This window comes from Chitinophaga terrae (ex Kim and Jung 2007), from assembly GCF_900107795.1.
In the GTDB taxonomy this organism is placed as follows: domain Bacteria; phylum Bacteroidota; class Bacteroidia; order Chitinophagales; family Chitinophagaceae; genus Chitinophaga; species Chitinophaga terrae.
The window spans coordinates 108,730-133,501 of record NZ_FNRL01000012.1 but is presented as its reverse complement, the minus strand read 5'-3'; the positions used below and the strand labels follow the sequence as shown (position 1 = coordinate 133,501).

At 48.0% G+C, this 24,772-nt stretch carries 19 protein-coding genes; 15 read left to right on the top strand and 4 right to left on the bottom strand.

The window, feature by feature from the left end; translation table 11 throughout:
* Positions 1-160: 160 nt before the first annotated feature.
* Positions 161-2,224, top strand: coding sequence for a GxGYxYP domain-containing protein (locus BLV62_RS14590; protein WP_211117765.1), 2,064 nt, complete (start codon positions 161-163; stop codon positions 2,222-2,224).
* Between the two features lie 27 nt (positions 2,225-2,251).
* On the opposite strand, the gene BLV62_RS14585 is transcribed toward BLV62_RS14590, so the two are convergent.
* Both BLV62_RS14585 and BLV62_RS14580 read right to left on the bottom strand, forming a co-directional pair.
* Positions 2,252-3,394, bottom strand: coding sequence for an FAD-dependent oxidoreductase (locus BLV62_RS14585; RefSeq protein WP_089762691.1), 1,143 nt, complete (start codon positions 3,392-3,394; stop codon positions 2,252-2,254).
* 7 nt (positions 3,395-3,401) lie between these two features.
* Entirely contained in the window at positions 3,402-3,998 is a 597-nt protein-coding gene (locus BLV62_RS14580; RefSeq protein WP_089762690.1) for a TetR/AcrR family transcriptional regulator, read from the bottom strand.
* Positions 3,999-4,164: 166 nt separating this feature from the next.
* Here BLV62_RS14580 and BLV62_RS14575 point away from each other — a divergent pair, with 166 nt between their 5' ends.
* From BLV62_RS14575 to BLV62_RS14555, 5 genes are all read left to right on the top strand, one after another.
* A complete protein-coding gene (locus BLV62_RS14575; RefSeq protein WP_089762689.1) occupies positions 4,165-4,572 on the top strand; it encodes an SRPBCC family protein in 408 nt (135 codons plus the stop codon).
* A gap of 81 nt (positions 4,573-4,653) precedes the next feature.
* Entirely contained in the window at positions 4,654-5,232 is a 579-nt protein-coding gene (locus tag BLV62_RS14570; RefSeq protein WP_089762688.1) for a dihydrofolate reductase family protein, read from the top strand.
* Positions 5,233-5,329: 97 nt separating this feature from the next.
* The gene (locus BLV62_RS14565) at positions 5,330-5,728 is read left to right on the top strand and encodes a BlaI/MecI/CopY family transcriptional regulator (RefSeq protein WP_089762687.1); all 399 of its coding nucleotides are present in this window, start codon (positions 5,330-5,332) and stop codon (positions 5,726-5,728) included.
* Between the two features lie 9 nt (positions 5,729-5,737).
* Positions 5,738-7,216, top strand: a complete 1,479-nt coding sequence (locus tag BLV62_RS14560) for a M56 family metallopeptidase (RefSeq protein WP_089762686.1) — start codon at positions 5,738-5,740, stop codon at positions 7,214-7,216.
* Between the two features lie 122 nt (positions 7,217-7,338).
* Complete coding sequence (locus BLV62_RS14555) at positions 7,339-9,789, top strand: TonB-dependent receptor (protein ID WP_168927850.1); 2,451 nt, start codon at positions 7,339-7,341, stop codon at positions 9,787-9,789.
* A 41-nt stretch (positions 9,790-9,830) separates the two neighbouring features.
* Here BLV62_RS14555 and BLV62_RS14550 read toward each other — a convergent pair whose 3' ends face one another.
* A complete protein-coding gene (locus tag BLV62_RS14550; RefSeq protein WP_258522430.1) occupies positions 9,831-10,361 on the bottom strand; it encodes an RNA polymerase sigma-70 factor in 531 nt (176 codons plus the stop codon).
* A gap of 233 nt (positions 10,362-10,594) precedes the next feature.
* On the opposite strand from BLV62_RS14550, the gene BLV62_RS14545 reads away from it, so the two are divergent.
* The 8 genes from BLV62_RS14545 to BLV62_RS14510 all read left to right on the top strand — a co-directional run bounded on the left by BLV62_RS14545 (position 10,595) and on the right by BLV62_RS14510 (position 20,342).
* Positions 10,595-11,602, top strand: a complete 1,008-nt coding sequence (locus tag BLV62_RS14545) for a FecR family protein (RefSeq protein WP_168927851.1) — start codon at positions 10,595-10,597, stop codon at positions 11,600-11,602.
* Positions 11,603-11,622: 20 nt separating this feature from the next.
* Positions 11,623-14,922, top strand: coding sequence for a SusC/RagA family TonB-linked outer membrane protein (locus BLV62_RS14540; protein ID WP_211117767.1), 3,300 nt, complete (start codon positions 11,623-11,625; stop codon positions 14,920-14,922).
* Between the two features lie 19 nt (positions 14,923-14,941).
* On the top strand, positions 14,942-16,675 hold the full coding sequence (locus BLV62_RS14535; RefSeq protein WP_089762682.1) for a RagB/SusD family nutrient uptake outer membrane protein: 1,734 nt from the start codon (positions 14,942-14,944) through the stop codon (positions 16,673-16,675).
* A 16-nt stretch (positions 16,676-16,691) separates the two neighbouring features.
* Positions 16,692-18,029: an alkaline phosphatase family protein gene (locus BLV62_RS14530; RefSeq protein WP_089762681.1), complete on the top strand. Its 1,338-nt coding sequence runs from the start codon at positions 16,692-16,694 to the stop codon at positions 18,027-18,029.
* Between the two features lie 131 nt (positions 18,030-18,160).
* The gene (locus BLV62_RS14525) at positions 18,161-18,490 is read left to right on the top strand and encodes an ArsR/SmtB family transcription factor (RefSeq protein WP_089762754.1); all 330 of its coding nucleotides are present in this window, start codon (positions 18,161-18,163) and stop codon (positions 18,488-18,490) included.
* A gap of 85 nt (positions 18,491-18,575) precedes the next feature.
* Positions 18,576-19,640 (top strand): ACR3 family arsenite efflux transporter, encoded by a 1,065-nt coding sequence (gene arsB / locus BLV62_RS14520; RefSeq protein ID WP_139170175.1) that lies wholly within the window; start codon positions 18,576-18,578, stop codon positions 19,638-19,640.
* Positions 19,641-19,653: 13 nt separating this feature from the next.
* Complete coding sequence (locus BLV62_RS14515) at positions 19,654-20,073, top strand: arsenate reductase ArsC (RefSeq protein WP_089762679.1); 420 nt, start codon at positions 19,654-19,656, stop codon at positions 20,071-20,073.
* A gap of 83 nt (positions 20,074-20,156) precedes the next feature.
* Positions 20,157-20,342, top strand: a complete 186-nt coding sequence (locus BLV62_RS14510) for a hypothetical protein (RefSeq protein ID WP_211117769.1) — start codon at positions 20,157-20,159, stop codon at positions 20,340-20,342.
* A 3-nt stretch (positions 20,343-20,345) separates the two neighbouring features.
* On the opposite strand, the gene BLV62_RS14505 is transcribed toward BLV62_RS14510, so the two are convergent.
* On the bottom strand, positions 20,346-20,789 hold the full coding sequence (locus BLV62_RS14505; RefSeq protein ID WP_089762678.1) for a hypothetical protein: 444 nt from the start codon (positions 20,787-20,789) through the stop codon (positions 20,346-20,348).
* A gap of 101 nt (positions 20,790-20,890) precedes the next feature.
* Here BLV62_RS14505 and BLV62_RS14500 point away from each other — a divergent pair, with 101 nt between their 5' ends.
* Entirely contained in the window at positions 20,891-24,769 is a 3,879-nt protein-coding gene (locus BLV62_RS14500) for a PAS domain-containing hybrid sensor histidine kinase/response regulator (RefSeq protein ID WP_089762677.1), read from the top strand.
* The last annotated feature ends 3 nt before the right edge of the window (positions 24,770-24,772 follow it).

The following is a 24,772-nucleotide window of genomic DNA, read 5'->3' as shown; positions in this document are numbered from 1 at the left end:
ATGAGCAACCGGCCTGTTTGACAGGCTTGTTTCTTACAGTTGCAGGTATGGCAGGTATTTGGCTACAATCGTTCCGATTCGCTTAATATCTGGTCTGCGGCGGAGAAAAGCCTTTGCAAACCCTTACCCATAAAGAGCTTCAGGGAGTGAATGGATAGAGATGCCGGCAGGGCTGCCTGCGCTTTGGTGTAGAGAGCCGGAAACAGCTGCTACTGCTGCGATCCCCAACCTGGCAAGGCTGGCAGAACCGCAATCGGCCTTAATTAATCAGCAAATCAAAAATGAAATTATTATTATTACACCTGGCCTTACCAAAGAGTCGTACATGAAAAGAAAATTCCTCGTTACCGGGCTATGGTTGATCAGCGCCTTTTATGCTGCTGCACAAAGCAAACAACTGTTAGGCGTTTTGGACATGAGCTATACAGTGAAATACAATCTTCGCGATCCGGACAGTACCAGGATAGCCTGGGACCATACTCATGCCATCGCTACCCTGCAAGGGATAGTGAACAGGACACATCCGCAGCTATATATCTTCCTGGTAGAAAATGAAGGAAAGAATATCGACAGGTATTGGTGGGATAAATACAGGCAGCAGGGTAAATGGCTGGCCAACAGGGACACGGTACGGTACAACGATGTTGTTGCAGTGCTCACTGCATACCGGAACCAGGTTAAGGGCGCGGTAGTATATGATCCGGCAGTGGCGGCAACCAGCAATATCGCTTCCTGTGTAGCAGGAGTGGAAGACCTGGTGGCTATCCGGTACGACACTGCTCCCGGCAGCCTCTACTCGCGCGTGGTGTTGTCGGGCCCCCGTTTGCCGGTAAAAGTATGGCTGCTGAATAAGAACGGTACATCACTGTTTACCGGCCAGGGTATGATACCAGGCGCTAAACGGTCTTCTACCGGCTCGGCAAAGAACGATGCCTATATATGGTTGCTCACACATTACCTGGCTAAAGGGAAATGCAACACTGCTTACGGCGCTTATTATATCGACCAGGCATGGATGAAACATCCGGGCATTGCGGCAAGGAACCATCATACGCTGACTAACCATGATTTCTTTGTAAGCCGGAGGGGTTTCTTCTTCGACCTAAGTCCATGGGGGGATGAACCGGCCACCGACGATCCGGGGCAGCAGCAAGGCAGAGACCTGCAAACTATGAAAGAAATCCTGCTGACAGCCTATAAACAGAACAAAGGAAAGAAATATGCCTATATCGGCGGATTTCCGCCATGGGCTTTCAAATACACAAAGCATGCAAATGGAGCGCATGAAGATGTGGCAACGGAATGGGAGTACTCGCGGATCATCAGCGCTTACAATGCGTTTAAAGATGCTGACGCTATTAACTACGGCGCATTGGCCAATGCTTCCTTCTGGCAACATTTCCCGTTAAAGGATAAATATCCGCAGTCCTGGATAAATGCAGATTCGCTGAAAGCCCGCGGTTACCTTACCGGCGAGGGACGGGTGAATATTAACAAGCGAAATTTTATCATCTTCTACGTTGGCGATTATGACGCCTCGTCCTGGGTGTATCAAACTACGCCTGTGATCTGGGATCATCCTATGCGGGGCAAAGTTCCCCTGATGTGGAGTATCAGCCCTGTATTGGAAGAACGGGTTCCTATGGCGCTGGATTACCGCCGGGAAACAGCAACAGCCAATGATTATTTTGCAGCAGCGGATAATGGCGCCGGTTACCTGATGCCGGGAATGTTGCAGGCGCCGCGTCCTGTTTCCGGTTTGCCCGATGGGCTGGATGCATGGGCGGCGCATAACAAACCCTATTATAAACGTTGGGGCGTTACCGTTACAGGATTTATTATCGACGGCCTGGCGCCTGGCCTGAACGCTAAAGGACTGGATGCTTACGCATCTTTCAGCCCTAACGGCATCATTCCCCAGAAATCTCCACTCACTTTACTGCATAACAATATGCCGGTATTAAGATCGGATGATGATGTGAATGAAGAAGATCCGCATGCCGCTGCCAGGCACATATTGGCGCGGGTACAGCAACGGAAAGCATTGCTTCCATTTCACTGGTTCAGGAATATCCTGAAGAGTCCCGCCTGGTACGTAAGTGTGGTAGAAGAGTTGAAGAAACTGGATCCATCCATCGAGCTGCTGGATGCCCCGACATTCTTTGAGCTTTATCGTATTTATTTAAAGGAAACACCGGCTGCCGCAACCGGTAAAATTCAGTAACCGCGTAACAAAGAACGGGGTATAAACCTACCGGAATATACCGAGCATCCACTCTATTGCCTCCTGTGAATGCAGGGCTATCGTTGAATCCATCGACATTTGCGCGGCTGCAGATGCCCGGGCTCTCATTTGATTTTCATAGCCACTGATAGCGGTTTCCAGGTCTGCTATGCCTTCTTTGGTCAGCCATTCATACAGTTCTGCGGCATCCTGCATTGCCATATTAACGCCTTCGCCGGCGTAAGGGGGCATCAAATGAGCGGCGTCTCCCAAAAGCGTGAGGTTGGAAGAGGCCTTCCAATATTGATCAAACGGCATACAGTATTGCGGGCGTGGAACAAAAGGAAGGGTTGCTTTTTCGAAAAGCGATTGCCAGATAGGGTCCCATGCTGCATATTCTTCTTTAAACCAGGCCAGTACCTGTTGTTGATCGCCGAAATCTATACCGCTTTCCTTGTACCAGTTCTCTGTTTTACGGCCGCCGGTGTAAAACACCAGGCTGCCATCTCCTTTGGAACTTACGATCAGGCTTTGGCTGTTCCCCAATGCAAATATCTTCCCGTTTTTCAGCAAGGCGCTGATCCGGGGAATCTGTTGCGCTGCATCTTTCACCGTTCCTTCCACCATAGTGAAGCCTGAATAGAATGGCTTTATAGGGGTTAAATAGGGGCGGACCCTGGAGTTGGCCCCGTCGGCGCCGATAACCAGGTCGGCATATGTTGTACTGCCGTCTTTGAACGTAATAGTCCAGCCCTTATCTTGTGGGGCGAGTGAAACAAATTGCTTGTTCCAGTGAACAGAGCCTTCCTTTAACGATGTTAATAATAACTTCAGCAGCGGTCCCCGGTCGATTTCCGGGCGTAACCGGTCTTCGCCTTCATTGGTATGATCATCGAATTTGATTTGCGCATGGATGTCGACCAGCCGCATTCTGTCGGCGCCGGGCCGGTGATCTCTCCAGAATTCATTTATCAGGCCGGCCATTTCCAGGGCTTTGAGTCCTGACTCTTCATGCAGGTCGAGCGTTGCACCTTTAGGCCTGGCATTTTCATGTTCGTCGCGTTCCCAGATGGCAACATTTGCTCCTGCGTTTTGCAGCAACCGGGCCAGCGTTAAACCTCCTGGTCCTCCGCCTATAATGGCGATCTTCTTATTGTTTAAAATATTCATTTGTCATTTATTTTAAGATGCCTTTGATAACCATTTCACAGCATTCATCCACTACTTTTTTAGTAATGATCTGTTTGGGCCTTTCCAGGTAATCGAAGTACTCGTTCAGCAGGTTGAATAGCGGCGCAAAAAGAAGCGCCCTGTAAATATCCGGCGGGTAATTGCGTATATGCCCTTTCGTTATATGTGCTTTTAAAAATGCCAGGAATGGTTTGAAGTAGTCGCCCTCTTTGATGCCCCGTTCTGCATAAGCTTTGTTGAGGAGGGGAGAAGACTGACCATAACGCAGCAACGAAAATTCATGGCGATGCTTTGTCATGTACGTGAAGACGTTTGACCAGAGGGTTTTGATGCCCGTGGCAAAATCCATTTTATCATCAAATCCCGCCATAGCCGCTTTTTCGAAGTTAACGAGCACCTCTTCAATAAAGAGTTTGATCAGCAGGTCTTCTTTGTCTCTGTATTTTATGTAGATAGTACGGGGAGAAATGTTGGCTGCTGCGGCCAGTTTCTGCATCGAGAGGTTTTCCAGTCCTTCTTCGGCAATGATCTGCAATGCAACCGCGCGTATGGCCTTTTCCTTTTCTAAATTTTTTGGTCTCATAACCTTGTTTTCTAAACTATGAGGCAAAGGTAGTAAAAATAGTAAGTAAACGTTTATATACTAATAAAAATTTCACGAATTTGCTTTTTTACAGGCTGAGCCGCCGTCTTTCCGCTGCCCATTTTTTGTTAACTTACAGTAATTGATAACCATAATACGCTCCCAGATGGAAAACCAGTATATCCAGAAAAGGATTGAAATAAATGCGCCTATCCAGCAGGTGTGGAAGGTATTCACCGACCCGGAGATCACCAAACAGTTAGGCGGTTATTATGAAACTGATTGGAAGGTTGGCAGTTCATTTGGTTTCAGGCGGCCCGACGGCACAGTTGTAACGAACGGGAAGTTGCTGGAATTTCAACCTATGCGCATCATCAGGCATAGTTTGTTCGATGAGGCAACAGCTGAGGCGATTTCGGAGGTCACTTATACCTTTGAGGAAGATGGAACGCAGACGGTGCTGACTGGCCGCGAAGACATGGCCCAGCCATTGGATGATGCCGCCTATGATGATGCAGTAACTGGATGGGAAGAGGCGCTGAGCGAAGTAAAACGGATTGCGGAGGAAGTGTAGCAGTTACACCCCTTGATTGTCTTAATTGCCCCATTATTTTTACCAGCGGCGTTTTACTTTTAAGAAACCAACAAATTTTTTATGAGTAAGATAATTGCCATTGAACATTTGAGCCTGGATGGCGTATACCAGGGGCCTGCAAGGCCGGATGAAGATACGCGGGATGGATTTGCTCACGGAGGATGGGCATCGGCAGGTAACGCACCGGAAATGCAACAGGTAATTGGCGAGGCTATGGGAGGGCCATGGTCGCTGCTGACAGGCCGCATTACCTATGAAGATCTGTATGGTTTTTGGCCAAATCAGCCACCTAACCCGATGACCGACGCACTGAACAAGGTGACCAAGTTCGTGGTGTCCAGGTCTTCCGCTCACCTGCCCTGGAGTAATTCGGTACTGCTGGAAGGCGAGGCGACGGATACCGTCGCACAGTTGAAGAAGGAACACGATAAAACACTGATCATCTTTGGCAGCGGTGAATTGGTACAAGCGCTGAAAGAATACAACCTGGTAGATGAATTTGTACTCATGATACATCCGGTAGTGTTAGGAGAGGGCCGCCGGTTCTTTACTGGCGATCGCCGCTACGCCAGGCTGAAACTGCAAACGTCGTTAACCACAGCCGGTGGAGTACTAATTACCCGGTATCAATATGCCTGAGTTTACTTACCCATTTTGTAACTATTTGATTTGTAACATTTAAAATTTTTTATATCCTAATACTTGTTTCGTACGAAAAGTTTCATACCTTTGAATTATGAAGCACTACGAAAACGATTCCATGGTATTAAGACCCACAAACGGGGAGCTGGAGATCTTACAGGTGCTCTGGCAATATGGTCCATCCACTGTCCGGTTTATCAATGATAAACTGAACGAGGCGAAACAGGTCGTTTATACGTCTACGTTAAAACTTATGCAGTTGATGGCCGAAAAAGGAATGTTGGAAAAAGATGAATCGGGCATGAAGCATATATACACCGCCTGCCTGGATGAAACGGCCACTAAAAGTTACCTGCTCAACTGTTTCGTCAACACTACTTTTAACGGCTCTGCGGGCAAGCTGATATTGCAATTGCTGGCAGATAAGAATACTGCTAAGGAGGAACTGGAAATGGTGAAAGACATGCTTGGTAAACTCGATGGATTCAAATAAACCCGGCTTATGGAAATGCTATTAGTAAATGCAGGATGGGGAGAGTCAGTGCTGAAGGCGCTTTGCTGGACTTTCATTCATTCCCTTTGGCAGGGATTGGGATACTCACTGGCCGCTGGCGCCGTTCTGTTGCTTACCAGGCGTTCGGCTCCCGCACTGCGTTATAATCTCATCGCCTTAATACTTCTTTGTTTTGTTGCTACAACAGGCGTAACCATGTACCTGTTGTTCCCTGGTACAACAGCGCCTGCAGCAGCTGCGCCGCTGGTTACCGGCCAGGCTGCAACCGTGGCTGCCAGCTTCCGGCAACAGTTTGCGGCATATTGCGACAGCAATGCTCCCTTGCTTGTGTTGTGCTGGTTTATCATATTTATGATCAAGTTCCTCAAGATGATAGCAGGTTTGGCATATATCAGGCGCATACGGAGTTATGGCGTATATCCGCCGGGCGATCACTGGAATAATAAAGTAAAAGAGCTGGCCGGAAAACTTCAGATCAGCGCCCCGGTAAAGTTGCTCGAATCCATGTTGGTTAAAGTACCTGTAGTTACCGGGTGGCTAAAACCTGTGATCATGCTTCCGTTAGGGCTAATGGCCGAATTGCCTGAAGACCAGGTGGAAGCTATCCTGTTGCATGAGTTGGCGCATATACGCCGTAAAGATTATTTCGTCAACCTGCTGCAAAGCTTTGTTGAGATATTTTTCTTCTTTAATCCTGCTGTCTACTGGCTTTCTGCCTTGTTGCGGGAAGAAAGGGAACATTGTTGCGACGACCTGGCAGTGCATGGCAGCAACAATAAAGCAACCTATATCAAAGCATTGGTAGCATTCCAGGAATACCGGTTAGGGGTAAACGATAACCCGGCAGCCCTGGCTTTTGCAGAGAGCAAACACCAGTTGCTGGAGAGGGTTAAGAGGATGGTTTATAATCACAATAAGAACTTAAATATCAAAGAAAAACTTTTCCTGGCAACGGGTGTATTCATTCTTGCAGCCATTGCATTGGCGCCTGTTGCTAAAACACAGGCGCAGAAACACGGCATATGGCCCCCCGCCGATACCATTAAAGGCGTTATTCAACCCATCAGGTACCAGGTTCCCGCCATCAAGCCAGACAACAGGCAACAACATATAACGGAAGGCAGCGTTACTCCTGCGCACACCCGTGGGAATGATACCATGCTGCTTCGCCGGCAACAGGAACAGGCGATGCGTGAACTGCAACAGCAGGAGAGGGATAAACTGCAACAGGTGCATGAACAACAGCAGCAGGAACGCAACCGGCTTGATAGCATCAGGTATGCTACAGGTCTTGCCAGACAGGCTGCAGATGCCAAACGCGAACGCGAAGTCCTGCAACGGGAAGAAGAGATCCGGCAACGAAGCGGCGACACCAGCCGGAATGTATCGCGCGATGTTCCTCCCACCAAACCTGTAAACGCCATAGCTCCTGTTTCTCCGGTTAAACCGCGCAGCACTAACAATTAGGCTTACACGATAAACAATATTTTCCTTTTACAATAACACGCTGGTACAGCGACGATCCCTTTTTTCTCATCCGATCATGAGGAACGGCCATGTCGTGCCCCTGCGATCCAAAATTAATTACGATGAAACGTTTTATACTTTTAATCACCTGCCTTGTCGCCACGTTTCCCGTGCTGGCCCAGGAAATAAGGGGAAGAATAACAGATATGCAGAAAGCTCCTGTTCCCGGCGCCAGTATCTTATTGGTAAAAGCTGGCGATACTGTTATCGTAAAAACAGCGGTCTCCGGGCCGGATGGCCGATTCTCTATATCCTTTTCCCGGCCCGGCGACTGGCAGTTGCTTATTAACATGCTGGGGTACGAACCTTATCAAAGCAAGCCGTTTACGCTGGATACACAGCACATCAATACCAGCTTGCCGGATCTTCAACTAAGAGTTGCCGACGCCAGGGAGCTTAGAACCATTTCTGTTACAGCAAAGAAACCTTTGATAGAACAGCAGGTAGACAGGATCGTGGTAAACGTGGATGCAATGATCTCCGGCGCTGCTTCCAACGCCCTGGAAGTATTGTCAAGATCGCCCGGCGTAATGGTAACAGGCAATGGTGCAATCAGTTTAAATGGAAAAGAGGGGGTGCTGGTGCTGATCAATGGCCGTTCTACTTACCTGGCCGGCAATGACCTGGCCAATTACCTCAAATCCCTGCCCGGCAGCACTCTTGAGAAGATTGAATTAATGACCAATCCACCCGCTAAATACGAGGCTTCAGGCAATGCAGGCGTGATCAACATCCGCATGAAAAAAAGCACTGTCAAAGGTTTCAATGGCAACCTGAGCCTGGGTTACACACAGGCTGTATACTGGAAATCGAACAACGCAGTGAATTTCAACTACCGTAATAATAAGATCAACTTCTTCGGCAACCTGGGATATTCCGGAGATCGCAATTATGTACGGACAGATATATCCAGGCGCTATGAAAAACCGGATGGCGCATTGTCTTCAGGCGTTCAGATGAACATCTTCAATAAAAATACCAGCGATGGCGTTAATCTCCGGTTAGGGTTAGACTACCTGGTTACGGAAAAAACCACTTTGGGCATTGTAGTGAACGGGTTAACCCGGCCAAATGGCGAAAAGAAATATACCAACAGCAGGTTGTACGATGCGGCGGAAATAACCGATTCTGCAGTTGCAGGGTATCTTGATGGCAGGTATAAATGGAAGAACGGAGGTATAAACCTGAATCTTCAGCAACGCTTCGACAGCACCGGCAGGGAGCTGACAGCCGACCTGGATTATATCAGGTACAGCTCCAACGGCTTTCAGCAATTCCAGAATACGGTATACCTGCCGGGAAACGTTTTCAAAAACCAGGATAACTTGTTGGGCCGCTTACCCGGGAACTTCGACGTATACAGCGCAAAAGCGGATTATGTACATCCCCTGAAAAATAAAGCAAGGGTCGACTTTGGCGCAAAAGCGAGTTACGTGAGAACCGATAACGCTGCCGAATATTTTAATGTCAGCAACGGAATAGCGCTGCCGGATTATGATAAAACCAACAGGTTCAGGTACCAGGAAAATATTAATGCGGCGTATATCAGTTTCCGTAAGGAGTTCCCCAAATGGGGCATGCAGGCAGGTTTAAGGGCAGAAAATACTGTTGCCAAAGGGCGCCAGTTGGGAAATCCTACGCATCCCGATTCCTCGTTCCGCCGGAAATATACAGACCTGTTTCCTACTGCTTATCTTACCTATAAGTTGGACTCTGCAGGACATAATACCCTGGTTTTATCTTATGGCCGGCGGATCGACCGGCCAGCTTATAATAACCTGAATCCTTTCCTGTTCTTTAGTGATAAATTCTCCTATCGCGCCGGTAACCCTTTCCTGAAACCACAGTATGCCAATAACCTTGAATTGTCTTACAGGTATAAAAGCATATTCTCCGCAACCTTTTTATACAATGTTACAAGAGGGGAGATCAGGGAGACTATAGAACAGGAAGGAAATATTTTTATTTCCCGCAGCTCTAATATAGGCAGGAATACCGGTACAGGGATTATTATAAACAGTTCGCTTGACCTTACCGCCTGGTGGAGGGCAACGCTCTATATGCAGGATATTTACAGGACTTACAAATCAACGCTGCCGGATGAAGGAAACCTGAATACTTCCATGAATACCTGGGGCGGCTCCCTGTACAATGAATTCCAGTTTAAACATGGATGGAGTGCAGAACTGTTTGCCATGTATATTGGCGATAACCTCCTGGCGCAGTTTACCCGGGACCCGCTGTGGCAGCTTGATGTTAGTGTCAGGAAGAAGATATTGAAAGAAAAAGGGACGGTGAGGCTGGGCGTCAATGATATCTTTCATACACTAAAAATAGGCGGAGATATCACCAATGTGAAGCAAACCCAGGTTACATACTTGAATGTATTTGATACCCGGAATATCGCTATTGCATTTACTTATAAATTCGGGAAAGAGAATAATGCAGCCAGGCGTAACAGGCAAACCGGGGGGGCAGACACTGAACAGCAACGTGTAGGCAGCAATAAATAGGAATCAGTATCACTTTTTATTCTCAGCACAGACCCGGTTATTCAAGATATACCACAATACTGCATTGTCAGGGTAACTACCATCAAGCCGGCAACATGTTCTTCTTTCAGGTCGCGGCGGAGGGCCTGCAATGCCTTGCTCATATGCTTTTCGACAGTTTTTACGGAAATGCCCATTTCCTTGGCAATGGCCTTGTACCCCAGGTTGCCGTAATAACTAAGCATAAATACTTCCCTGCATTTCTGTGGCAGGGTATGTATGCTTTTGTCTATTTCTCTCCGCAGCGCCGAACGCTCGGGCGCCATAGGCTGTGCGGCTTCCTGCCGGTGCGCATGCAGTAATAAGGCCTGGTGATGCGCATCCTTTACCATCGCGTTGCGCAGTGCATTGGAAGTCTGGTATTTGACGGCATTGGTTAAATAACCAAGGATATTAATATCCGCGCCCAGCGTCTCGCGTTTCAGGTAAAGGCTTACAAATACATCCTGTAAGATATCCTTTGCCAGCTCGCGATCCTTCAATACACGGAATGCCTGGTTAGCAAGGAATGCTGCCGTGCTGGTGTATAGCAGTTCGAAGGATTTATCGTCGCCCTGTTTCGAAAGCTGCCATAAGTTATTGCATGTATGGTTACAAGGTGTGATGATGGGACTGGCTCTTTGTGGTGCAAAAATAACCTGACAGTTTTTTTTTCTGTGTTAACTTCTTGTAAACAAAATCCTCCAATGTTAACTTAATATGAATTCAAAAAAAGGAGTGGGGGAATTTTTCCGTTCAGGTGATATACTGGTAAATGGGCAATAAAATGACGGATGAACGACTTCGTTACCTGCTCGGGAAATATCTTGATCAGACAGCAACACCGGAAGAACTGAAAGAATATAACGGGTGGTACCAGCAAACTTACTCGCAGGGGGCCGATATGGAGCCTGAGCTGACGCCTGCCGAAATGAATTCAATATATAACAATATATACAGGAAGGTACGTAAACCCCGTATATATCGCATTGGTTATTGGATTGCGGCGGCAATATTCACAGGCCTGGCAGCTACTGCTGCATTCTTCTTCCTGGAACAGTCAACTCCTGCTGCAAGGCCCGTTGCCGCCGTTTCTCCTGTTGTTCCATCCAACATCGTAATAAACAATACCCATGCAGCGCCTAAAGGCGTAAGACTCCCGGATGGCAGCCAGGCGATCCTCTACGCTCAATCAACGTTGCGCTTTGACACCGGCTTCGGTAAAGATCATCGCGCCGTCTACCTGGAAGGCAAAGGCTTTTTTAATGTAGCGAAGAATGCGACCCTCGCATTTACAGTTTATAACCACGACCTCTCTGTTACCGCCCTGGGAACAACCTTTACAATCACCGGGAACAGGAACAGTGATAATGTAAATGTGGAACTGCATACAGGTAAAGTGGTAGTAAAACAGGTAAGGGCAAAAATGAAGGATGTTTACCTGTTGCCCGGTCAGCAACTGGTGTATAACGTAGCCAGGTCGAACGCCGTGACCAGTGGGCCGGCTACCAAAACTGCGGTGGCGCAACGGGCGGAGAAACCCGTATCATACGGCTCGCGTACCGGGTTCACTGCAAGCTTCGAGTCGCAGCCGCTCGACAGCGTGCTGATGACCATCGCAAAAGGATACCATGTTCAGATCAATATTAAAAACGGGTTACCATCGGATGTCGTATACACAGGCCAGATCAGGGAAGTGGATTCACTCGGCAAAGTATTGTCGCGTATCGCGATCCTGCACAACCTGGTAATCAAAGCAACTGCTAAAGGATATTCAATAGAAAAAAATCAGTAATTAAATAAATCGTTCAACTTATGACACATCGCTACAAAGTAGTGAAGGGCGGAGCCTTGCCCCTGATCAACGGAAAATGGAACGCTTTTCTGAGCCTATTCCTCCTGGTGATGATCTGCCATATTTCAGCATTCGCACAAAAGAAAACCTGGGTCAAAGGTTTGATTGAAGATGAAAAAGGAATGCCTGTACCGGGTGTTACCGTTCAGCTGAAAAGTGAAAGCGACTCTACCCATAAACGTGTAGCCATTACCGATGGGAGTGGCGTATTTACATTTGACTATACAGGCCAGACGGGTCCTTATGTTTTTACCTTCAGCTCCATGGGCTACCTTACCCAAACCCTGCGGAAAGCAGACCTGGACCCGGCTAAAGAACAATCAATATCTGTTATCCTGAAAGAAAATACGGCAGGACTTACCGAAGTCGTGGTGGTTGGATATGGCACCCAGAAAAAGATCAACCTGACCGGCGCCGTAGACCAGGTAGGCAGGGAAGTGTTCGAGAACCGCCCTATGGTGAACGCCACCCGCGGATTGCAAGGCGTATTGCCTAACCTGAACATCCGGATGACCGATGGTAAACCTATCCGCGGCGCTACCTATAATGTGCGCGGCACTACCAGTATCGGCGCCGGCGGTTCGGCCCTGGTGTTGATAGACGGGGTGCCCGGCGATCCCAACCTTCTCAACCCTAACGATATTGAAAGCGTAACCGTACTTAAAGACGCCGCATCAGCCGCCATCTATGGCGCCCGGGGAAGCTTTGGCGTAGTGTTGATCACTACCCGCCAGCCGGTAAAAGATAAAGCGCAGATCAACTTCGCCAGCAGCATTTCGCTGAACGACCATACCGTAAAACCTAAATTTGTTACCAACGGTTACGAATGGGCCAGGAACTTCGACGAAGCATTCAATGCCTGGAACGATTACAAATCGCATCCCCAGAAAGCCAACAGCGTATTCCCGTTCTCGTTAGACTACCTGGACGAGCTGAAACGCAGGAACGATGATCCTTCCCTGCCTAAATACGATATCGACCCTGCAACCGGTAACTACGTGTATTACGGCAATACCGACTGGTTCAAGGAACTGTACGCCGACCGGAACCCTTCTACGGAGCAGGCTTTGACCGTATCCGGCGCCGGCGCTAAAACCGAGTATTATGTGTCGGGCCGTTACAACAGCCAGGCTGGTATCTTCCGTTACAATCCAGATAAGTTCAAAATGTATAACGTACGCGCCAAAGGTGCGGTAAAGCCTTATGAATGGCTGCGTATTGAAAACAACTTCGACTATTCGCAGAGGAAATATTTCTTCCCTATCCTCAACCATCCCGGCAATACCCCGGTGTGGAGAAGGATCTCAGACGAAGCATTCCCTATTGCCATGTTGAGGAACCCGGATGGTACGTTAACAGAGAACGCGGCTATCGTATTCGGCAGCTTCATTTCAGGGAACAACTATTCCGACTGGAACGAAATGCTGATCCGCAATACCTCGAAGTTCACCACTTCCTTCTTTCAGAACAAATTGCATGTGAACGGTGATTTTACCTTTGCATATACCAATAACGTAGATCAGCGCCTGTATACTCCCGTACCTTACAGCAAAACGCCTGGCGTAATGCTGGAAAGAGGTGAAAGCAAAATGAACGAGAACAATGGAAAAACCAATTACACAGGCGCTAACCTCTACGCAGACTTTGAACACACCATCCGCAAAAACTACTTTAAAATCCTGGTAGGATATAACTACGAATACCAGTTATTCAAATCCCGTTTCTACCAGCGCGATGGCCTGATTAACCCATCGTTGCCCGATTTCAGCCTGATGAACGGTATCAACTATACGCTGACAGGAGGAGGGAATGAATGGCGGACTATGGGAGGCTTCTTCCGTTTCAACTATAATTTCGACGAGCGGTACCTGCTGGAAGTGAACGGCCGTTACGACGGTTCTTCCAAATTCCCGTCAGACCAGCAGTTTGGCTTCTTCCCATCTATGAGCGCCGGCTGGAGACTGTCTAAGGAAGCATTCTGGCATGTAGATCCCAAGCTGATCACAGATGTGAAGATCAGGGCTTCCTATGGCGCATTGGGTAACGGGAACGTAGATCCTTACCAGTTCCTTGAAACAATGGGCGTAAAGAAAACTACCCGTATTGTGAACGGTGCGCTGGTTGATTACACCAGCAATCCTAACGTAATCCCTGACGGCCTTACCTGGGAAAAGTCTACCACGCTTAACTTCGGCGTTGACCTGGCTTTGCTGAACAATCGTTTCAAAGCCACTTTCGATAAATATACCCGCAACACTACCAATATGTTCACCGTTGGGTTGCCTGTTCCCGCAGTGTTTGGAGCCAGCATTCCCAAAGGCAACTATGCCGACCTGAGAACCAAAGGCTGGGAATTGTCGTTGAACTGGTCCGACCAGTTTAACGTAGGAAGTCACCCGCTGCAGTATACTATTGGTGGCGTACTATCCGACTACGTATCAACAGTTACGAAGTTCAACAACCCGCAGAAAATACTGGATACCTACTATGAAGGAATGACCATCGGGGATATGTGGGGATTTGTGAACGACGGCTATTTCCAGAGCGAGGACGAGATCCGGAAATATGCTGTAGATCAGTCGTTCATTCGTGTATCCAACTCTAACATCCTGATGCCGGGAGATATCAAATTCAAGGATCTCGATCACAACAATAAGATCGACCAGGGTACTAACACCCTGGATAACCCCGGCGACCGTACGATCGTCGGAAATACGGAACCACGTTATGCTTATGGAGTTACCGGGTCGGCTACCTGGAATAATGTTTTCCTGAGCTTTTTCTTCCAGGGGATCGGCAAACGCGACTGGTGGCCGGGAACAGACGCCTCCCTGTTCTGGGGCCAATATAACCGTCCTTACAGCTGGATGCCAGAAGCGATCATGGACAACCGCTGGTCGCCCGAGCACCCCGACGCTTATTTCCCGCGTTTCAGGGGATACACTGCGCTTAACTCCAACGCCGAGTTAGTAGTACAGCAATCCAAATACGTACAGAACGCAGCCTACATCCGCCTTAAAAACCTGACAATAGGGTATGACCTGCACACGAGATGGATGCAACGCGCTAACATTAAGGCCGCAAAAGTATATTTCACAGGACAAAACCTCTGGACCTGGAGCCCTATGTATAAGATCATGAGAACAGTTGATCCGGAAGTGATCGAAGGCGCAGACCCTGAACTGAGCGTGAATGCCGGTAAGGGAATGGCCTATCCTATGCTGAAAACTTATACACTCGGTGTAAACCTTACGTTCTAACGACTTTAAAACAGCAAGAATGAAAAAGAAGATACTGCCTTTGTTGATGCTCGCATTTTGCGCATGTAATAAAGACCTGAACTTAAAACCTTTCGATAAACTCAGTCCTGGTAATGCTTTCAATACAGAGGCTGACCTGCAGCTCTATGCAAACTCTTTTTATAACATGCTGCCAACGGGCAATGATATTATAAGGGGAGATGTAATGAGCGATTATGTAGCAGGGAAAGATGTAAATAATTATATCCGTGAGAATGCTTATACTGCCGTGAATTCCAGCGGCTGGAGCTGGGGTGACCTGAGGAATGTGAACTATTTCCTGGAGCATTTCGGGCAGGCAAAGATCACGGACGAAGCGCGCAGGCATTTCGAAGGACTGGCGCGTTTCTTCAGGGCCTATTTCTATTTCGAAAAAGTAAAACGCTTTGGTGATGTGCCTTTTTACAACAAAACATTGGGCATAGGAGATGCGGAACTATATAAGCCGCGGGACAAGCGCACGTTGGTTATGGACAGCGTGTTGGCCGACCTGAACTTTGCCTGCGCCAATATCCGCGATAAAAAAGATAATACAGCATCTACGATCACCCGTGCAGTAGCGCTGGCATTTAAATCCCGCGTTTGCCTGTTTGAAGGCACGCTCAGGAAGTACAGGGCCGATCTGAACCTGCCGGACGCGCAGAAATGGCTGGAAGAAGCAGCCGGCGCGGCGGAAGCGGTGCGCAAGGGAGGACAGTATGGACTGAATATGGCAGGGGACAGCGCTACCTGGTATCGCAACTTATTTATAAGCGAGGCGGCTAACAGTACAGAAGTGATGCTGGCATATGTAGGCAATAAATCGCTTCGCGTGTTCAATGATGCCAACTGGTTTTATACCAGCGCTACGTATGGCAACCGTGCGAGTCTTACGAAAACCTTTACAGATACTTACCTGAATGCAGATGGCTCGCGGTTTACGGATAAACCCGGGTTCGATACCATTCATTTTGATGTGGAAGTGCAGGGCCGCGACAAACGTTTGCAGCAAACCATCCGCATGGGTAAATATACCCGCGAGGGCGTGATTGCACCGCCGGATTTTACGTATACCTATACAGGTTACCAGCCGCTTAAATTTACACTGGATAGCAAGGCGACAGACGGAGTGGCAGAGAACTGGAATTCTATTCCCATGATCCGTTATGCAGAAGTATTGTTAAATGAAGCTGAGGCGAAAGCGGAGTTAGGAAAACTATCGGTCGACGACTGGAACAAGACCATTAAGCCGCTTCGCCAGCGTGCGGGCATACAAAAGACAGACTGGCCCCTAACCGCAGATCCGTACCTGCAGCAGGAGTACTTCCCGGGGATCAGCGATCCTGTTATCCTGGAAATACGCAGGGAGCGGGGTATAGAGCTGGTGCTGGAAGGTTTCCGGTTTGCAGACCTGATCAGGTGGAATGCCGGTAAATTACTGGAGAAATCATATAAGGGCATTTACGTGCCGGCCATGGATCAGCTGATCGATCTGAACGGCGATAATAAACCGGATGTTGCCTTTGTTAAACAAACACCTGCTACGAAGGTGCCTGGCGTGTATTACTTTATTATCGATAATGACCAGGCTAAATTATCAGGAGGCGCTAAAGGGAATCTTATCTGGTTGGATAATATAGACCGCAAATGGGAAGACTATAAGTACGTTTACCCGATCCCGTATAATGAAACTGTATTGAACCCGGCGCTTGAACAAAATAAAGGCTGGAAATAAGCAAACTGACTGAGCGATGAAGAAACTGCTTTTTTTATTATGCTGCGCCGCCTCTTTTACAGCATCGGCACAGCGGGCGAAATATGTTGTCCTGATCACCATTGATGGGTTCAGACCGGATTTTTACATGGAACAGGGTTGGGGAACGCCCAATTTAATGAAGATGAAAGATAGTGGGGTAGCGGCAGATGGCGTCTATGGCGTATTTCCTACCGTCACATATCCTAACCACACTTCTATTATTACAGGTGTTAAGCCAGCAAAGCACGGCGTATATTATAATGCGCCGTTCGAACCGACAGGCGGTAGCGGCAAATGGTATTGGGATTATAAATCCATCAATGTACCAACCCTTTATACCGCGGTGAAAGCAGCGGGGAAGACCAGTGCAAACGTTATCTGGCCCGTAACGGTTAACGCGCCTGTTGATTATAATATTCCCGACATCTGGCCTATAGGAAAGGGAAATGATCGTTTGGCCGCTACTGCTGCGGTGACCAGTCCTGCCGCTTTATGGAAAGAAGTCCAGGAATTTGCAACAGGCAAACTGTTGCCCGATGATTTTAGCATGGTGAGAGAAGAAATGATCATGGATGAAAACGTTGCCAGGATGGGAGCATACATGATCTCGAAATACAAGCCTGCCTTTACGACCCTGCACCTTGCCTGCACTGATCATTATGAACATATGCAGGGAAGGGACGGGTACCTGGTGAGAAAAGCGATTGCCGGGGCAGACCGCGCAATCGGTACCATACTGGATGCCCTGGTAAGAGCAGGAATACAGGACAGTACCGCCGTTATTGTTACAGGAGATCATGGATTCGTGAACATCGAAACTTCTTTTGCACCGAATGTTTTGCTGGCGAAGGCAGGGTTAATGAATGATATCAGCAAAGGCGACTGGAAAGCGCAGTTCCATTCTGCAGGCGGATCGGCTTTCCTGCACCTGAAAGATCCTAACGATGCCGCTACGCTGAAAGCAGTTGAAAAATTGCTGGCCGGGTTGCCTGTGGCCCAGCGTCGTTTGTTTAAGATCATTCCCAAAAAACAATTGCAGGAAGTGGGCGCCGATCCTGCTGCTGCACTGGCCCTGGCTGCGGCGCCAGGTACTACTATCAGTGGCAGCGCAAAGGGCGAACTGGTGAAAACTGCCAAAGGAGGCACCCATGGCTATTATCCTGACTTCAGGGAGATCCAGACAGGCTTTATTGCTTATGGAGCAGGTATTGCAAAGGGAGGAAGGATAAAAGAAATGCAGTTGATAGATGTGGCGCCGGTTATTGCGGAGCTGTTGTCAATTGATTTTAAGACGGCGGAAGGACATATCCCCGCCGGTATATTGTTACCCTAATTGCAGCGAAGGCATTTTTTGAACAGCAAAGATTATACAACACAGTGTTTTCTTCGTTCGTTCAGGAAATGCCTTCCTGTTTTGAAGAAAATATTTTTTGCGGGAAAAATATTTATCGTAATATTGCGATTATGGGAACTACAAAATCAGATCTCTTTTCTAAAGAGCAGAACGACCTGGCAATGATGGCCAAGGCGTTGGCGCACCCGGCGCGTATTGCTATCCTGCAATACCTGGTTAAAACGAACGCCTGTGTATGCGGCGACCTGGTGGAGGAACTCGGGCTTGCCCAGGCCACTACTTCTCAGCACCTGAAGGAGTTGAAAACCGCCGGTATCATCCAGGGAAATATTGAAGGCGCAAGTGTTTGCTATTGTATTAATCCAAAGGTCTGGAAACAGTATAAAGCATTGTTTAATGCCTTCTTTGTGGATGTGGACCTGAAGGATAAGTGCTGTTGATTTTTTTACTCCAGGCGATCGTAATATTACGATCGCCCGGGCAAGCTGACCTGCTTAGGCTGGCAATTAAAACAAACGAATAATAATGAGAAATTGTGCGCCTGTTGCCCGTCCGGTTTTAGGTTTCCTGGACAGGTACCTGACTATCTGGATATTCCTCGCAATGGCCATCGGGATCGGTATTGGTTACTTTGTTCCGGCCGCCCCGGCGCTGATCAACCGCTTTAACAGCGGCGCAACGAATATCCCTATCGCCGTAGGGCTCATTCTTATGTTGTATCCGCCGTTGGCAAAGGTTAAATATGAGAATATACCTGCCGTGTTTAAGAATAAACGGGTGTTGTTGCTGTCGTTGTTGCTGAACTGGGTGATCGGACCGCTGCTGATGTTTTTGCTGGCTGTCGTTTTCCTGCATAACTACCCGGGGTATATGACAGGTTTGATCCTGATAGGCCTGGCCAGGTGTATTGCCATGGTAATAGTATGGAACGACCTTGCAGGAGGGAACAGGGAATATGCGGCAGGACTTGTAGCCATCAACAGTATCTTCCAGGTATTATTATACAGTGTGTATGCTTATTTTTTCCTCACCTGGCTGCCGGCAAAATTGGGCATGGAGAGCATAACGCTTAACATCCAAATGACGGCGATTGCCAAAAGTGTAGGCATTTACCTGGGTATTCCTTTCCTTGCCGGCGTATCAAGCCGTTTTATACTGGTTCGTTATAAAGGCGAGAACTGGTATCAGCAGCGGTTTATACCGGCCATATCGCCTGTTACATTATGCGCCCTGCTGTTTACTATTGTGGTAATGTTCAGCCTGAAGGGAGATCTAATTGTACAGATCCCCGGCGATGTGTTGCTGATTGCCATTCCCCTGATCGTGTATTTTATAATTATGTTCGCTGTCAGCTTTCTGTTGGGCAAGTGGGCTGGCGCAGATTATTCGAAGAGCGCTTCCGTTGCTTTTACTGCTGCAGGCAATAACTTTGAACTGGCTATAGCCGTTGCGATCGGGGTGTTCGGGATCGACTCCGGCCAGGCGTTTGCCGGTGTAATAGGCCCGCTGGTAGAAGTGCCTGCCCTTATTGCATTAGTGAATGTGGCTTACCGCATTCAACGCAAGTATTATAAAACATCCCTTATTTAAAATATCTTCTTACATGAAAAAGATCTTGGTACTCTGTACAGGAAACAGTTGCCGCAGCCAGATAGCCGAAGGCTATTTACGATATTTTGCCGGCGACAGGGCGGAGATTTACAGCGCAGGCGTGGAAACGCATGGCGTTAATCCCCGTGCTATAGCTACAATGGCAGAAGATGGTATTGATATCTCAAAGCATACTTCCAACAATATTGCTGAATACAGCAGGATACCATTTGATTATGTGATCACGGTATGTGATAATGCAAAGGAGAGATGTCCTTTTTTCCCATCTTCCGCTATGCTCTTCCATGAAAATTTTCCTGACCCTGCTAAAGCAACCGGCACCGAGGAGGAGATCATGGCGCAGTTCCGGGCCGTAAGGGGTATGATAAAAAGCTATGCAGAAAAATTTATTCAGCAGAACCTGGACGCCTGATCTTTCATGGTTGTTACCGGTAATTTGCATAAGTTTGAAGGGGTGTTCTTTTTGATTTGAAACAACTTTAAACAAGTGATCTTATGACAGAACAGCTAAACAGGATACAGGAAAAACTGGATCTGCTCCGGCACGGTTATATATGGTCTGATGACCGGGGAAATGATGCCGGTATCTATCCTTCCTTGGAACTCGGTAACGAGAAGAAACTCAGTTTCCTGGATTGGTACGAGTACTGGCTGGATAGCTCCCTGAGCGAACTGGCTTAAAGATTAACCCAGTGGAGTTATTGCATTTTTACTCTTGTAAATTTCCACTTCGTTATTCTCGCCTTTAAAACAAATTGCCCAATTATATTTTTTATCTGCAACTGAAAAAGATAAGGGATACAGCATCCCTGCAATCTTGCTTATAGCGACGCTTTTACAGTCGTATACCCGGTTAGGAACGCCGTATTTCGACAACAGCAGCAACCAGTAATTACTCGATGTTCCCAGCGCCGGGATCACTTCCCCGAACAGTTGTGTGACTGTACATTTCTTTATTAATGTTTTGTCTTTGATCCTTTCGAAAAGATCTAAATCGCCCGTTATCCGCTTTTCAAACAGCTTTTGTATGATCTTCTCAATGATGGCCGGCCCCTCATAGAATGGGTCTTTAAAATCGGTTGCAGGAAATTCCTTTTTTAGTTCGTTCAGTTTTTCTTCGCAGAACATTGTGTGTTGATTGTTGTGTTGTATTAAACCTACGCCAAATGCAAATGTAAAAATACTATGCGTTAGTTTTCGTACCTTGGAGTATTAACCGGTCGAATTCTATGGTAAACCAATCTGTTCCTCGGGATGGAGACAATTTGGACTACTTCCACAAATTTTTCTTGCTGGCAAATGACCTTCTCTGCCTGGTTGGCGGAGATGGTAGCCTGAAAGCTGTAAACCCCGCATTTTCAAAATTACTTGGCTGGAAACAGGATGAATTGATTGGCAGATCTGTTTTTGAAATACTGCATCCGCAGGATGTTGAAAGTTCTGCCCAACAACTTCAAGGGCTAAACGAGGGTCGTGACACGGTAAATTTTATCAATCGGATGCGCAGCAGCTCGGGGAATTATATCTACCTGCAATGGATGGCGTCGCCGGATGCCGCCTCGGGCGATATTTTTGCCATTGGCCGCGACATTAGCCAGGTAATGGAAAAAGAGCGGCAGTTGCAGGAAAACGAGCACCAGTTCAGGATATTTTTCAATAACTCCCGCGGCATGATGTGTATGCACGACCTGAATGGAAAGCTGCTGGCAGTGAACCTGGCCAGCGCCGAAAGCCTGGGATATAAACCTGAAGAACTGATAGGAAGTACCCTGTGGGACATTGTACCGGAAAAATTTGGCGCCGGCGTATTCGAATACCTGGCAGCCATCGAAAGGGATAAGGAAGTATCTGGTCTCATGCACACACGCCACAGGGATGGCAGCGTACGGATCTGGCTGTATAATAACGTGCTCGAATACTCGATAGAAGGCAACCCTTATGTAATTGCCAATGCGTTGGATATAACCGAACGCCATGCATTGGAAAAAGACCTGAAATGGACTACCCAGATGTTGGAACAAACCAACAGTGTGGCCAGGATCGGGTTCTGGCAATATGATATTGTTAAACAGAAGATTTACTGGTCGGATGTAACCTGCAGCATTCATGACGTACCGGATGGCTTTGTACCGGAATTGGACAAAGCCATGGGCTTTTATAAACCTGCCAGCCGCCGGATTCTGGAAGCGGCTGTAGAGCGGGCCATTAACCAACATATACCTTACGACCTGGAACTGGAGATTGTCACTGCGCGGGGCATCGAAACCTGGATACGCGTCATCGGAAGCCCGGTTGTTAAAGATGGAAAATGTGTACGGCTATTCGGAACGTTCCAGGATATCGACAGGCAAAAACGCCTGGAAGAGGAGATACAGCGTTCCAGGAAACTATTGGAAGACCTGCTGCAATCAGCCATTCACGTTAGTATCATAGCTACAGGGCTCGACGGTACCATCACTCTTTTTAACAAGGGCGCTGAATTGATGCTGGGCTACAACTCCAGGGAAGTGGTGGGCAAACATACTCCTGTCACCATTCATGATCCTTTTGAACTCGAAGAAAGAGCAATGGCCTATGGCGTAAGCATCCCGGAAGTTTTTGCACTGGAAGCCGCGCAGGAAATGGATGCCTCGCAACAGGAGTGGACCTACATCCGGAAAGATGGTTCCAGTGTGAACGTATCTGTAGCCATTTCCGCAATCAGGAACGTAGATAATGAACTGACCGGGTACCTGCATATTGCAACAGATATCAGTAAACGAAAAAGAGCGGAGCAGCAGTTGCAGGAAGAAAAGTCGAAGCTGTCTGCCTTCGTTCAACAAACGCCGGCGGCCGTAGTAATGCTCGACAGGGAACTGCGTATCATTGCCTTCAGTGATGCATGGAAGGAGCAAACAGGCCTGGACAGCGATCAGTTATATGGTAAGAATGTCCAGGAGTTCCTGCCTGAAGTACCGTCGGAGTTTAAACAGGTATACCGCAACACCCTGGCCGGCAGGATAGAAAAGAATGAAGAATTTATCTGGCGCCCGCCGGGATGGACCCGCGATCAGCACCTGCGATGGGAGATCAGGCCCTGGTATCTCGCCGGAGGCAGAATAGGAGGGATCACTATTCTCCTGGAAGATATTACAGAGAATGCACTTCGCCAGGAAGAACTCCGCCAGGCTAAGCTGCTGGCAGAACAAGCCAGTATCGCAAAGTCCGAATTCCTGGCCAATATGAGCCACGAGATCAGAACTCCTTTAAACGGTATCATCGGGTTTACAGACCTGGTGCTAAAAACCCGTCTGAGCGAAATACAGCACCAATACCTGTCTATCGTTAATCAAAGCGCCGGTACCCTGCTGAATATCATCAACGATATTCTCGACTTCTCCAAGATCGAAGCCGGAAAACTGGAACTGGATATACAGAAAACAGATATTTATGAAATGAGCAGCCAGGTGAGCGACATGGTGAAATTTCAGGCCCAGAGCAAAGGACTGGAAATGATCTATGACATCTCTCCGGAATTGCCTCGCTTTATATGCGCCGACCAGTTGCGTCTTAAACAGATACTGGTTAACCTGCTTTCCAACGCAGTTAAATTCACAGAAAAAGGAGAGGTGGGGTTGAAGATATATCCTGTCTCCGCCGCAACTGCCGATAACTTCCGGACTATCCGGTTTGAAGTAAGAGATACGGGTATCGGTATCAGGCCGGAACGACAGGGAAAGATATTTGAGGCCTTCTCCCAGGAAGATCTCTCCATTACCAAAAGATACGGAGGTACCGGGTTGGGGCTTACTATCTCCAATAAACTGCTCGCATTGATGAACAGCCGTTTGCAGCTCGACAGTGAACTGGGAGCTGGCAGCACTTTCTTCTTTGAAATAAACCTGGAAACAGCCGATGGCCCGCCGCTGAACTGGGATAATATAGAAGCCGTCAAACGCGTGCTGATCACAGACGATAATGAACATAACCGCATTATTATCCGGCAGATGCTGATGTTGAAGAATATCGAGGTGGATATGGCCAGGAACGGTTTCGAAGCGTTGCAAATGCTGATGGAAGGCAGGGTTTTCGATGCTATCCTCATGGACTACCATATGCCGGTAATGGATGGACTGGAAACATTGAGGAAGATGAGGCAGATGACATCCCAGACCGGTATCAGCATACCCGTGATCTTCCTTTACAGCTCCTCCGACGACGAAACGGTTATCCGGGCCTGTGAAGAATTGCAGGTAGAACAACGCCTGGTAAAACCCGTTAAAATGCAGGAACTCTATCATGCGTTGGCGCGCCTCTGTACTACAGGCGCTAAGAACGATAGAGAGGAGTCTGCCGACCAACAGGCATGGGGCCCGGAACAAAGGTTATTGAAGGTTTTGCTGGCAGAAGACAACAGCGTTAACATGCTGCTGATCAAAACCATTATCGCCAGGTCGTTGCCGCAATCAGCTATCCTGGAAGCTAAAACAGGCGTGGAAGCCGTATCTCTTTTCACGAAAGAACAACCCGACCTGGTGTTCATGGATATACAGATGCCGGATATGAACGGGTATGACGCCACCCGCCGCATCCGGGAGTTATATCCTGACAGGGCTACTCCAATCATTGCACTTACCGCGGGTAATACGAAAGGAGAGCGGGAAAGATGCCTGGAAGCAGGGATGGACGACTTCCTTACCAAACCTTTCCTGGAAGAAGATATCCTGAAGATGGTAAACAAGTGGGTCAATAAGAACCACGAAAAAACACCCGGGGAACCAGAAACCCCTTCGCCTCAGCCACTGGATATCACGGTGCTGATGGGGTACCTGGGAAGTAAAGACGACAGCGATCCTGTACTCCGGGAAACGCTTGAATTATTGCTGGAAGACTGTAAAGCAGCCCGTCAGGAACTGCAAGACAGTGATATGACCGGCAATGAAAAGCGCATTGCACAGATCTGCCATAGTATGAAGAGCGTTACTACTTATGCCGGGTTGAAGGACCTCGAAAAAGTGATCCTCGAAACGGAAAGCCAGGGAGCTACAAAGGAGCAGTTGCAGCAACTGGATATAGAACTGGAAAAGGCGGTTGCTTCTATTGAACAAACGCTCGCGAAACTACCCTGATCT

Bases quoted from the DNA above. Each gene is read 5' to 3' on its own strand.
- BLV62_RS14590 (WP_211117765.1), top strand. From the start codon at position 161: ATGCCGGCAGGGCTGCCTGCGCTTTGGTGTAGAGAGCCGGAAACAGCT.
- BLV62_RS14585 (WP_089762691.1), bottom strand. From the start codon at position 3,394: ATGAATATTTTAAACAATAAGAAGATCGCCATTATAGGCGGAGGACCA.
- BLV62_RS14580 (WP_089762690.1), bottom strand. From the start codon at position 3,998: ATGAGACCAAAAAATTTAGAAAAGGAAAAGGCCATACGCGCGGTTGCA.
- BLV62_RS14575 (WP_089762689.1), top strand. From the start codon at position 4,165: ATGGAAAACCAGTATATCCAGAAAAGGATTGAAATAAATGCGCCTATC.
- BLV62_RS14570 (WP_089762688.1), top strand. From the start codon at position 4,654: ATGAGTAAGATAATTGCCATTGAACATTTGAGCCTGGATGGCGTATAC.
- BLV62_RS14565 (WP_089762687.1), top strand. From the start codon at position 5,330: ATGAAGCACTACGAAAACGATTCCATGGTATTAAGACCCACAAACGGG.
- BLV62_RS14560 (WP_089762686.1), top strand. From the start codon at position 5,738: ATGGAAATGCTATTAGTAAATGCAGGATGGGGAGAGTCAGTGCTGAAG.
- BLV62_RS14555 (WP_168927850.1), top strand. From the start codon at position 7,339: ATGAAACGTTTTATACTTTTAATCACCTGCCTTGTCGCCACGTTTCCC.
- BLV62_RS14545 (WP_168927851.1), top strand. From the start codon at position 10,595: ATGACGGATGAACGACTTCGTTACCTGCTCGGGAAATATCTTGATCAG.
- BLV62_RS14540 (WP_211117767.1), top strand. From the start codon at position 11,623: ATGACACATCGCTACAAAGTAGTGAAGGGCGGAGCCTTGCCCCTGATC.
- BLV62_RS14535 (WP_089762682.1), top strand. From the start codon at position 14,942: ATGAAAAAGAAGATACTGCCTTTGTTGATGCTCGCATTTTGCGCATGT.
- BLV62_RS14530 (WP_089762681.1), top strand. From the start codon at position 16,692: ATGAAGAAACTGCTTTTTTTATTATGCTGCGCCGCCTCTTTTACAGCA.
- BLV62_RS14525 (WP_089762754.1), top strand. From the start codon at position 18,161: ATGGGAACTACAAAATCAGATCTCTTTTCTAAAGAGCAGAACGACCTG.
- arsB (WP_139170175.1), top strand. From the start codon at position 18,576: ATGAGAAATTGTGCGCCTGTTGCCCGTCCGGTTTTAGGTTTCCTGGAC.
- BLV62_RS14515 (WP_089762679.1), top strand. From the start codon at position 19,654: ATGAAAAAGATCTTGGTACTCTGTACAGGAAACAGTTGCCGCAGCCAG.
- BLV62_RS14510 (WP_211117769.1), top strand. From the start codon at position 20,157: ATGACAGAACAGCTAAACAGGATACAGGAAAAACTGGATCTGCTCCGG.
- BLV62_RS14505 (WP_089762678.1), bottom strand. From the start codon at position 20,789: ATGTTCTGCGAAGAAAAACTGAACGAACTAAAAAAGGAATTTCCTGCA.
- BLV62_RS14500 (WP_089762677.1), top strand. From the start codon at position 20,891: ATGGTAAACCAATCTGTTCCTCGGGATGGAGACAATTTGGACTACTTC.